Here is a 9,907-nt window from a genome sequence, read left to right as displayed (position 1 = left end):
GAGGGCGACGGAGGCGGCCGCGAGCGCCGCGGCGACGACGACGGCGCGGGCCGGGACGTGGCGCGTGCCGGGTCGGTCGGTGTCAAGCCGGTCGGTGTCGAGCCGGTCGCCGGGGGCGGGGGAGCGGCAGCGCGAGGGCGCCGAGGGCGACGGAGGCGGCCGCGAGCGCCGCGGCGACGACGACGGCGCGGGCCGGGACGTGGCGCGTGCCGGGTCGGTCGGTGTCAAGCCGGTCGGTGTCGAGCCGGTCGCCGGGGGCGGGGGAGCGGACGACGACCCCGAGGACCTTGCCCGCGTAGGCGGCGGCGAGCGCGGTGGCGACGAGCGCCAGGACGTGCAGGGCACCGGCCCCGGGGACGGGGGACACCTCGACGTCGGCGACGATCTCGTCCTTGGTGACCCACAGCACGAGCGGGGGGACGCCGGCGAGCGCGGCGCCGGCGACGAGGGTGGCGGCGCCGAGCGCGGGGGTGCGGCGTGCGGCACCGCGCAGGCCGTCGAGGCGGCGGGTGCCGAGGGCGGAGAGCCAGGCGCCGGCGGCGACGAACAGCCCGGCCTTGACGACGGCGTGCCCCACGAGGTGCTCGGCGCCGCCGGTCGTGGCGCCCGCGCCGGCGGCGAGCACGACGAGGCCGAGCTGGGCGGCGGTGCTGGCCGCGAGGAGCTGCTTGAGGTCGCGCTGGGCGAGGGCGACGGTGCCGAGCACGACCGCGGTGCCCGCCCCGGCCCACGCGACGACGCCCCCGGCGGCGCCGGTGAGCGCGTCGGACAGGCGCAGCAGCAGGTAGCCGCCGGCGGCGACCATCGTCGCGGAGTGCAGCATCGCGCTGACGGGGGTGGGGCCGAGCATCGCGCCCGACAGCCACCCGGAGAACGGCAGCTGGGCGGACTTGCCGAGCGCCGCGACGACGACGCCGGTTGCCGCGACCGCGGCCCACGGCTGGTCGAGGCGCGCGACGTCGCCGAGCGCGAGCCCGCCGCTGCCGGCCAGCAGCGCCCCTGCGGCGACGTACAGGCCGGTGTCGGCGGCGCGCGTGGTGAGGAACGCGGTGGAGGCGGCGTGGACGGTGGCGGGGGAGCGCCACCGGAACGCGATGAGGGCCGCGGAGGTGGCGCCCATGACCTCCCAGCCGAGGAGCAGGGCGGGGACGGTGGTCGCGGTGACGGTGAGCAGCATCGCGACGACGAACGTGAGCCACCAGGCGAAGAACCGGGCGGGGGCCGCGCGCACCTCGTCGTCGGCGCCGGCGACGACGGTCACGGCCAGCCCGACGACGCACACGGTCACGACGAGGACCGCGGACAGCCCGTCCACGGCGACCCCGAGGCCGCCGCCGGGCACGGGCAGGAACGGGAGCTCGACGGCCGGGCGCGACCCGGCGCGGGCGGCGACGACCCCCGCGCCGACGGTCAGCACGGCGAGCACGGCCACGGCGGCGGGGGCGGCGGCCCGGTCGAGCGCCCTCACCCCTCGAGCTCCGTCGCGTCGTCGACCATGTCGATCTGGCGCGCGCGGTACAGGGCGAGCGCGACGGCGAAGCCCATGGCCATCTCCACGGCCATGACGACGGTCGCGAGCAGCACGAGGACCTGCGCGTCGGGCACCGCGGGCCACAGGAAGTACCAGGCGGCACCGGCGGCCAGGACGACGCCGTTCACGACGAGCTCGAGACCCATCATGATCATCACGACGGACTGCTGGGACAGGGCGCCGACGATCCCGGTGGCGACGAGGGCGGCGGCGACGGTGAGCACGACCTGCAGGGTGGTCCCGGTCATCGGGGCAGACCTCCGTCCACGGGGTCGTCGGGGCGTGGCCGGTCCAGGTCGGGGCCGAGGCGGTCGTAGCGACCGCGGGGGGTGGCGAGCGCGAGCCCGGCGATCATGGTGGCGAGCAGGACGACGCCGACGACGATCATGACGAGCATGTGCGGGCCCATGACGGCCTCGCCCACCTGGACGGTGGTGTCGGGTGGCGCTGCGCCGGACCGCTCGGGCCAGTCGACGGTCCAGATGCCGGCGCTCAGGGCGGCGAGCACGACGACGCCGGCGGCGACGGCGCCGCGGGTGTTGTGCACCATGCTCATGGGCATCAGCCCGCCGGGGTTCATCATGAGCATGACCATGAACACGACCATGATCGCCATCTCGACGGTCATCATGAGCACCACCAGCAGCCCGAGGTACGGCAGGTCGAGCAGGAGCAGCGACGCGCCGACGGCGAGGAACGACGCGAGCAGCGAGAACGTGGCGCGCGCCATCGAGTCCACGACGAACACGAGCACGCCCGCGCACACGGCGAGCGCCCCCAGCGCGCCGAGGACGACGAGCAGGACGGGACCGGTCATGGCATCCCTCCGGTGAGGACGAGGACGGCGACGACCGCGGCCTGCACGATCGTCAGGGGCAGCACGACGGTCCACGCGACGTCGGCGACGCGGTCCGGGCGCAGCAGGGGCAGCCGCCGGCCGACCAGGACGACCAGCGCCACGACGGCCAGGGTCTTGACGGCGAACCACACCGGTGCGGGCAGCAGCGGGCCGTCGCCGCCGCCGAGGAACCAGGCCGCGGCGGCGGCGCACGTGACGCCGAGGAACGCGCAGCGGCCGGTCTGCACGAGCAGGCGCCCGACGCCGGAGGACTCCGCCAGGACGCCGCCGGCGAGGTCGGTGCCGGCCGGTGCGGCGAACGGGCCCCAGGCGGTGAACGCGGCGGCGGCGAGCAGCACGACGAACGCCACCGGCATCGTGAGGACGAACCAGCCGCCGCCGGTCTGCGCGGCGACCACGTCGGTCGAGCGCAGCGACCCCGCGCCCACCCCGACGGTGGTGAGGGCGAACATCAGCGGCAGCTCGTACGCCAGGCCCTGGGCGAGGAACCGGTAGGCCCCGACGAGGGCGTACGGGGAGTTCGGCGCCCATCCCAGCATCCACATCGCCGCCCACAGCAGCGCCTCGGCGGCGTTGAACCACACGAGGTCCGCCGAGGCGACACGAGCGACCACGGGCCGACGGGCACGACGCGGCGGCGAGCAGCGCGAGCGCGGGCACCGCGACGACGGCGGTGCGCCCCAGCAGCGCGTCCGGTGCGAGGGTGCGTCGCGGCTGCTGGACGAGCAGCCGTGCGGCCTCCCGCACCGGGGACACGGCGCGCCGCCCGACGCCCGGGACGACGGCCGCGTCGAGCGCCGCGACGACCCCGCCGAGCAGCAGCGCGCCCAGGGCGACGAGGACGCCGGCGAGCACCGGCGCGCCCGTCATGCGCCGCCGCCCGGAGGCGCGTGCGCGCCGTGCGTCCCGCCGTGGCTCCCGCCGTACGGCTCGGCGCGACGCGGGGATCGGGCGCGACGACGGCGCTCGCCACGAGGAGACGGGCGGCGGCGAGCTCGGTGCCCTCGAGGAGCCCGGCGAGGTCGTCGGGCACGAGCGGCGGGGGAGGTGGGGCGCCGTCGACGACGTCGCACCAGGCGCGCACGTGCGCGGCGACGTCCTGCCCGTCGGACGTCCGACCACCGCCGAGCGACCACCGCAGGACGCGTGCGCGGCGCACGCGTGCCGCGACGTCCGCGGCCCGCGCGTCGCGTCCGGCGCGCGAGCACCACGGCGTCGCTCGCGCGCGGCTCGATCGGCGAGCCGGCGGGGCCCGGACAGCGTCAGGACCCGGGCGAGCACGTCGAGCGCCCGGGAACGAGGGTCGGCCAGCGGCACGGGTCGCTGCACCCAGCGTGCCGAGACGTCCGTCAGCACGTCGCCGGCCCAGGCCGCGTCGACGACCAGGCCGCCCGGCCAGGCGACCAGCCACGGGCCGAGCGCGGTGCGCAGGACGTCGAGCTCCAGACCGTCCCGGTCGGGCGCCGTCGACGCCATCGCCAGCCCGCGGACCATCATCGAGCCGTGGTTGCCGTGGTCGCCGTGGTCGTCACCGTGGTCGTCGTCGTGGTCGTCGTCGTGGTCGTCGTCGTCGTGGTCGTCGTCGGACGGGGGGAGCGGGGCCCACGGGTCCGCCGGGCCTGCGCCGGGCGCCGCGTGGAGGGACCGGGCGGCGTCCTCGAGCGCGTCCTCGACGGCCCGAGCGTCGTGCACCAGGGCACGGGCCCGCGGGGCGGCGACCTGCGACCACAGCACCTCGAGCGCCTGCACGGCCTCCGGCTGCGTCACCGCGCCGGCGACGACGAGCGCGTCGGTGTCGGCCGGTGTGCTCGCCAGGACCCAGCCGCGGGCCGCGACCGCCGCCTGCACGCGTACCCGCAGCCCGTCGTCGGGCCCGACCACGAGCACGTGCGGGCGCCCCAGCGCCCAGCGCCGCACCGCGTCGATCACACCCACCGCAGCGCCCCCTCCCGCCACGCGTACACCACACCCACCAGCAGCACGGCGAGGAACCCGAACATCTCCACCACCGACGCCGCGCCCCAGGTCCGCGACGACCACCGCCCACGGGTACATGAACACCATCTCCATGTCGAACGCGAGGAACAGCAACGAGATCGCGTACCAGCGCACGTGGTAGCGCGACCAGGCGTGCTGGCGCGGCACCACGCCCGACTCGAGCGGCAGCGACACCGCTGCCGCGCGCGCCACGGCGAGCGCCCGCGCCGCGCCGAGGAGCCCGAGCACCACCACCGCCAGGACCGCGACCAGACCCACCAGCCCCAGCACCCGACGCCTCCTCACCCCCGGACCCGCGCCCGGCCACGCCATCCTCACCACGAGGCGGGCCGACCCGCACTCGCAGACCCGCCGGGCACCCCCGCGCGAGCGGCCTGCGACCGCCGGCGGCGGTACCGTCGGACGACGCCGTCACCGCCGACGCCCGCAGGAGGTCACCATGTCGGACCGGGGTTACCAGCTCGCCGCGATCGTCATCTACCTGCTCCTCATGCTGGGCATCGGCTACTACGCCTACCGGCGCACGAAGAACCTCGACGGGTACATGCTCGCCAACCGTGGGCTGCGGCCCAGCGTCGCCGCGCTGTCCGCCAACGCCTCCGACATGTCCGGCTGGCTCCTGCTCGGCCTGCCCGGCGCCATCTACGCCGCCGGGCTCATCGAGGCGTGGATCGCGATCGGGCTCATCGTCGGCGCCTGGCTGAACTGGCGCTTCGTCGCGCCCCGGCTGCGCGCCTACTCCGAGATCTCGTCCAACGCCATCACGATCCCGAGCTTCTTCGCCAAGCGGCTCAAGGGCAACAGCCGGCCACTGCGCATCGCGGCCGCCCTCGTCATCCTCGTGTTCTTCACCTTCTACGTCTCCAGCGGCATGGTCGCCGCCGGCAAGTTCTTCGAGTCGTCGTTCGGCTGGCCGTACCTCACGGGGCTCGTCGTCGTCGCCGCCATCACCCTCGGCTACACCCTCTTCGGCGGGTTCCTCGGCGCCACCCTCACCGACGTCGCCCAGGGCCTGCTCATGCTCGCCGCGCTCGTCGCCGTGCCCGTCGTCGCCGTCACCACCCTCGGCGGCCTCGACGCCGTCGTCGACGAGGCCCGGGCCGTCAACCCCGACGCGTTCAACCTCTTCACCGGCCTCGACGACGGCGCGGCGCTGTGGGTCGTCACGCTCGTGTCCACCGCCGCCTGGGGCCTCGGCTACTTCGGCCAGCCCCACATCATCGTGCGGTTCATGGCGCTGCGCTCACCCCGCGAGGCCACCGTCGCGCGCCGCATCAGCCTCGCCTGGATGACCGTCACCGCCGCCGGCGCCGTCGCCACCGCCCTCATCGGCATCGCCTACTTCGCCGACGACCCCGCCCTGCCCCTCGGCGACCCCGAGACCGTCTTCCTCGTCCTCAGCCAGATCCTGTTCCACCCGTTCGTCGCCGGGCTCGTCCTCGCGGCCGTGCTCGCCGCCATCATGTCCACCATGTCCAGCCAGCTCGTCGTGTGCTCCTCCGCCCTCGTGGAGGACCTGTACAACATGGCCGGGCGCCGCTCCTCCGAACGCATCGAGCTCCTCCTCGGCCGCGCCGGCGTCCTCGCCGTCGCCGTCGTCGCCGCCGTCCTCGCCCTCGACGAGAACTCCGCCATCCTCGATCTCGTCGCCTTCGCCTGGGCCGGTTTCGGCGCCGCGTTCGGCCCCGTCGTCCTGCTGTCCCTGTACTGGCGCCGGCTCACCCCCGCCGGCGCCCTCGCCGGCCTCGCCACCGGTGCCGTCACCGTCCTCGTCTGGGGCAACGTCCCCGTCCTGGCCGACGCCATGTACGAGATCGTGCCCGGCTTCCTGCTCAACCTCCTCGTCGCCGTCCTCGTCTCCCGCGCCACCGCACGCCCCGACCCCGCCATCGACGCCGAGTTCGACCGCATGGAGGCCGAGCTCGCCGCCCCCGCCGCCACCGCACCCACCACGTCCACCGGCGACGACCGCACCACCGGCGCATGACCCCACCCACCCCGCAACACCCCGCGGCACCCCGCGCCGCAGGGGTGGGCGCGCCTGGCCCGACGTGGCAGCATCACCACCATGACCGGCGACGCGACGCAGCGCACCGACCCGGCCGCGAGCGCCCCCTCACCGCACGCCTGCGCGACCTCGCGCTCCTGCGCCGCGTCCGCGACCGCATCGACCGCGAGCACGCCCACCCCCTCGACGTCGAAGCCCTCGCCCGCGGCGTGCACATGTCCGCCGGCCACCTCAGCCGCCAGTTCAAGGCCGCCTACGGCGAGTCGCCCTACTCCTACCTCATGACCCGGCGCATCGAACGCGCCATGGCACTCCTGCGACGCGGCGACCGGACCGTCACCGACGTCTGCTTCGCCGTCGGCTACCAGTCGCTCGGCACCTTCAGCACCCGCTTCACCGAGCTCGTCGGCATGCCACCGAGCGAGTACGCCCGACGCGCCCGCACGACCGGCGCCTGCGAGCTCCCGTCGTGCGTGACCAAGCAGGCCACCCGACCGGTCAGGAATCGAGAAGCGCCCGCCGTCGGCCTCCACCTAGCGTGAACGCCATGGACATCACCATCCACACCACCTTCCTCCCGCACACCGACCCCGAGGCGTCCCTGGCCTTCTACCGCGACCTCCTCGGGTTCGAGCTCACCATGGACGTCGGCGAGGGCACGATGCGCTGGCTCACCCTCGTCGCACCGTCCCAGCGCGCGTCCGGCTCGTCCTCACCCCGCCTGCCGCCGACCCCGGCGTCACCGACGACGAACGCCGCACCATCGTCGAGCTCATGGCCAAGGGCAGCTACCAGTCGATCATCCTCGCCACCACCGACCTCGACGGCACCTTCGAGCGCCTCCAGGCCGCCGACGCCGAGGTCGTCTCCGAACCCACCGAACAGCCCTGGGGCGTGCGCGACTGCGCCTTCCGCGACCCCGCCGGCAACATGGTCCGCATCGACGAGGTCCGATGACCACCCCCGCCGCGGCGCCGGTGCGACGATGAGTACGCGAGCCGACGGCGGTCTGCCCTGCGACGCCCCCCGCCGACGCGTCGCTCCCACCACCAGCTGAAGGAGTGCCCAGGGTGACCGCTACCGAGACGTCGACCCGCACCACGACCACGGACGACGCCGTGGCGCACGCCGCCGACACGCACGACGTCATCCGCGTGCGCGGCGCACGGGAGAACAACCTCAAGGACGTCAGCGTCGAGATCCCCAAGCGGCGCCTGACCGTGTTCACCGGGGTGTCCGGGTCGGGCAAGAGCTCGCTCGTCTTCGACACCGTCGCCGCCGAGTCCCAGCGCATGATCAACGAGACGTACAGCGCGTTCCTCCAGGGCTTCATGCCGTCGCTCGAACGGCCCGACGTCGACGTGCTCGAAGGCCTGACCACCGCGATCGTCGTCGACCAGGAACGCCTGGGCGCCAACCCACGCTCCACGGTCGGCACCGTCACCGACGCAACGCGATCCTGCGCGTGCTGTTCAGCCGCTTCGGCGACCCCCGGATCGGCCCGCCCACCGCCTTCTCCTTCAACGTCCCCGCACGCAAGGCCAGCGGCGTCATGACGTCCGCCACGGGCGAGAAGACGATCGTGCGCGAGGCGATCTACCACGGCGGCATGTGCCCGCGGTGCGAAGGACGAGGGAGCGTCTCCGACCTCGACCTCACCGCCATCTACGACGAGTCCAAGTCGCTCCTCGACGGCGCCATCACCGTCCCCGGCTATACCCCCGACGGCTGGATGGTGCGCGCCTACGCCGAGTCCGGCTTCTACCCGCCCGACCGCCCGATCCGCGAGTTCACGAAGCAGCAGCTCGCCGACCTCCTCTACAAGGAACCGACGAAGATCAAGGCCATGGGGATCAACGTCACCTACGAGGGCCTGATCCCGAAGATCCAGAAGTCGATGTTCGCCAAGGACGTGGACTCCCTGCAGCCGCACGTGCGCGCGTTCGTCGAGCGTGCCGCGACGTTCGCCGCGTGCCCCGACTGCGGCGGCACCCGCCTGTCGGAGTCGGCACGCTCGTCCCGCATCCGCGGCGTCAACATCGCCGAGCTCTGCGCGATGCAGATCACCGACCTCGCCGCCTGGCTCCACGACATCCGGACCCACCCCGACGACCCGTCCATCGTCCCCGTCGTCCAGGCGCTCGCGGACAACCTGGCCTCGTTCGTCGAGCTCGGCCTCGGCTACCTCAGCCTCGACCGGCCGTCGGGCACGCTGTCCGGGGGAGAGGCGCAGCGCATCAAGATGCTGCGCCACCTCGGCTCCTCGCTCACCGACGTCACGTACGTCTTCGACGAGCCGACCATCGGCCTGCACCCGCACGACGTCGAGCGCATGAACGACCTGCTGCTGCGCCTGCGCGACAAGGGCAACACCGTGCTCGTCGTCGAGCACAAGCCCGAGGCCATCGCCGTCGCCGACCACGTCGTCGACCTCGGTCCCGGCGCGGCACCGCCGGGGGAGAGGTGACGTTTGAGGGCACCGTCGAGGCCCTGCGCACCAGCGGCACCGTCACCGGGCGCCACCTCGACGACCGCGCGACCGTGAAGGAGACGGTGCGCGCGCCGTCGGGCGTCCTCGAGATCCGGGGCGCGTCGTCGCACAACCTGCAGGACGTCGACGTCGACGTGCCCCTGGGCGTGCTCGTCGTCGTCACCGGCGTCGCCGGCTCCGGCAAGAGCTCGCTCGTCGAGGGATCCATCGCGCGCCGCGACGACGTCGTGACGATCGACCAGAGCGCCGTGAAGGGCTCGCGCCGGTCCAACCCCGCCACGTACACGGGGCTGCTCGACCCGATCCGCAAGGCGTTCGCCAAGGCCAACGGCGTCAAGCCGCCCTGTTCAGCGCCAACTCCGAGGGCGCGTGCCCCACCTGCAAGGGCGCGGGCGTCATCTACACCGAGCTCGGGTTCATGGACACCGTCTCCACCCCGTGCGAGGAGTGCGGCGGCACGCGCTTCCAGGCGGCCGTGCTCGAGCACACGCTCGGTGACCTCAACATCGCCCAGGTCCTCGACCTGCCCGTCGCGAAGGCCCACGCGTTCTTCGCCGACGGCCCGGCGCGCACGCCGCCGCCGCGGCGATCCTCTCGCGCCTCGAGGACGTCGGGCTCGGTTATGTCAGCCTGGGTCAGCCGCTGACGACGCTGTCCGGGGGAGAGCGCCAACGGCTCAAGCTCGCGACGCACCTGGGGGAGTCCGGCGGCGTGCTCGTCCTCGACGAGCCCACCACCGGGACTCCACCTAGCCGACGTCGCCAACCTCCTCGCCCTGCTCGACCGCATCGTCGACTCCGGCAAGTCGGTCGTCGTCATCGAGCACCATCAGGCCGTCATGGCGCACGCCGACTGGATCATCGACCTCGGCCCCGGAGCCGGGCACGACGGCGGCCGCGTCGTCTTCGAGGGCACGCCCGCCGACCTCGTCGCCGCCCGGTCCACGCTCACCGGCCAGCACCTCGCCGCGTACGTCGGAGCGTGAACGCCCCGGCGCTCGCGGGCCGGACGGCCGACGGG

Annotated in this window: 7 protein-coding genes and 3 pseudogenes; 4 read left to right on the top strand and 6 right to left on the bottom strand. The window is 74.4% G+C overall.

The window, feature by feature from the left end; translation table 11 throughout:
• Nucleotides 1–82: 82 nt before the first annotated feature.
• The 6 genes and pseudogenes from BJF88_RS10820 to BJF88_RS22035 all read right to left on the bottom strand — a co-directional run.
• Complete coding sequence (locus BJF88_RS10820; protein ID WP_075828796.1) at nucleotides 83–1,468, bottom strand: proton-conducting transporter membrane subunit; 1,386 nt, start codon at nucleotides 1,466–1,468, stop codon at nucleotides 83–85.
• On the bottom strand, nucleotides 1,465–1,779 hold the full coding sequence (locus BJF88_RS10815; protein WP_075828795.1) for an NADH-quinone oxidoreductase subunit K: 315 nt from the start codon (nucleotides 1,777–1,779) through the stop codon (nucleotides 1,465–1,467). Before BJF88_RS10815 ends, BJF88_RS10820 begins: the two co-directional genes overlap by 4 nt.
• Nucleotides 1,776–2,348 (bottom strand): NADH-quinone oxidoreductase subunit J, encoded by a 573-nt coding sequence (locus BJF88_RS10810; RefSeq protein ID WP_075828794.1) that lies wholly within the window; start codon nucleotides 2,346–2,348, stop codon nucleotides 1,776–1,778. The genes BJF88_RS10815 and BJF88_RS10810 overlap by 4 nt, the downstream gene beginning before the upstream one ends.
• Nucleotides 2,345–3,004 (bottom strand): NADH-quinone oxidoreductase subunit H, encoded by a 660-nt coding sequence (locus BJF88_RS10805; protein WP_222843988.1) that lies wholly within the window; start codon nucleotides 3,002–3,004, stop codon nucleotides 2,345–2,347. Before BJF88_RS10805 ends, BJF88_RS10810 begins: the two co-directional genes overlap by 4 nt.
• A gap of 1,311 nt (nucleotides 3,005–4,315) precedes the next feature.
• The gene (gene ndhC / locus BJF88_RS22040; protein WP_255371953.1) at nucleotides 4,316–4,390 is read right to left on the bottom strand and encodes an NADH-quinone oxidoreductase subunit A; all 75 of its coding nucleotides are present in this window, start codon (nucleotides 4,388–4,390) and stop codon (nucleotides 4,316–4,318) included.
• Nucleotides 4,391–4,481: 91 nt separating this feature from the next.
• Nucleotides 4,482–4,700, bottom strand: a pseudogene (locus tag BJF88_RS22035) (hypothetical protein); the annotation flags it as partial.
• 127 nt (nucleotides 4,701–4,827) lie between these two features.
• Here BJF88_RS22035 and putP point away from each other — a divergent pair.
• The 4 genes and pseudogenes from putP to BJF88_RS10775 all read left to right on the top strand — a co-directional run bounded on the left by putP (nucleotide 4,828) and on the right by BJF88_RS10775 (nucleotide 9,872).
• Entirely contained in the window at nucleotides 4,828–6,375 is a 1,548-nt protein-coding gene (putP, locus tag BJF88_RS10790) for a sodium/proline symporter PutP (protein WP_075828792.1), read from the top strand.
• 140 nt (nucleotides 6,376–6,515) lie between these two features.
• The gene (locus BJF88_RS10785; RefSeq protein WP_075828800.1) at nucleotides 6,516–6,938 is read left to right on the top strand and encodes a helix-turn-helix transcriptional regulator; all 423 of its coding nucleotides are present in this window, start codon (nucleotides 6,516–6,518) and stop codon (nucleotides 6,936–6,938) included.
• Between the two features lie 5 nt (nucleotides 6,939–6,943).
• Nucleotides 6,944–7,353: pseudogene (locus tag BJF88_RS10780) on the top strand (VOC family protein).
• Nucleotides 7,354–7,514: 161 nt separating this feature from the next.
• Nucleotides 7,515–9,872: pseudogene (locus BJF88_RS10775) on the top strand (ATP-binding cassette domain-containing protein).
• Nucleotides 9,873–9,907 lie beyond the last annotated feature (35 nt).

This window comes from Cellulosimicrobium sp. CUA-896, assembly GCF_001942335.1.
In the GTDB taxonomy this organism is placed as follows: Bacteria; Actinomycetota; Actinomycetes; order Actinomycetales; family Cellulomonadaceae; genus Cellulosimicrobium.
Note: the sequence above shows the minus strand (reverse complement) of the source record. Positions and strands in the feature narration are given on the sequence as shown.